Here is a 603-nt window from a genome sequence, read left to right on the forward strand (position 1 = left end):
CTGGCGCTGCGCCGGCGGCGTCGGCGGTGCCGGCGGGTCCAGCAGATCGACCACCACGCGGCGGCCGAGCACGAAATGCCGCGCCCGGCTGCCCGGCGTCAGGCGCAGCCGCAGCCCGCCCGAAAGCGGCTCGACCGAGGCGATGTTGCGCGGCGGGCGGACCGAGGCGGCCTCGAAGGCAAGGGTTCCGGCCGGGCCGAACACCAGCTCCACCACATCGCCCTGCTGCACCAGCGTATAGCCGGGCAGTTCGGGCCAGTCGAAGACGATGCGGCTGAAGCCCGGATGCTGGCCGGTGCGGACGGTGACGCGCTGCGGCACGCGCTGCGCCAGGGTGGCGGGGCCGGCGGGGGAAGCGGCGGCGGGCACCACCTCCCCCTGGCCCGGCGGTGGTGACGCGGCGGGACCGCCCGGCGCCGGTTGCCCCAGCGCCGGCCCGGCCGGCTGCGACGCCAGCGGGCCGAGGCCCAGCCAGAGCGCCAGCAGCCAGGCGGGACGGGTCTGCCGCATCAGCCCATCCTCAGTCGAACAGCGCGTCGATGGCGGACTGGCTGATCGCGGCGCCCGGCAGCTGCGGGCCGTTCAGCAGCCCGTCGGCGCGCG

Annotated in this window: 1 pseudogene; it reads right to left on the minus strand. The window is 77.4% G+C overall.

The window, feature by feature from the left end:
• A pseudogene (locus HMPREF0731_RS22660) lies at positions 1-510 on the minus strand (hypothetical protein); the annotation flags it as partial.
• Positions 511-603 lie beyond the last annotated feature (93 nt).

This window comes from Pseudoroseomonas cervicalis ATCC 49957, from assembly GCF_000164635.1.
GTDB classification, from domain to species: domain Bacteria; phylum Pseudomonadota; class Alphaproteobacteria; order Acetobacterales; family Acetobacteraceae; genus Pseudoroseomonas; species Pseudoroseomonas cervicalis.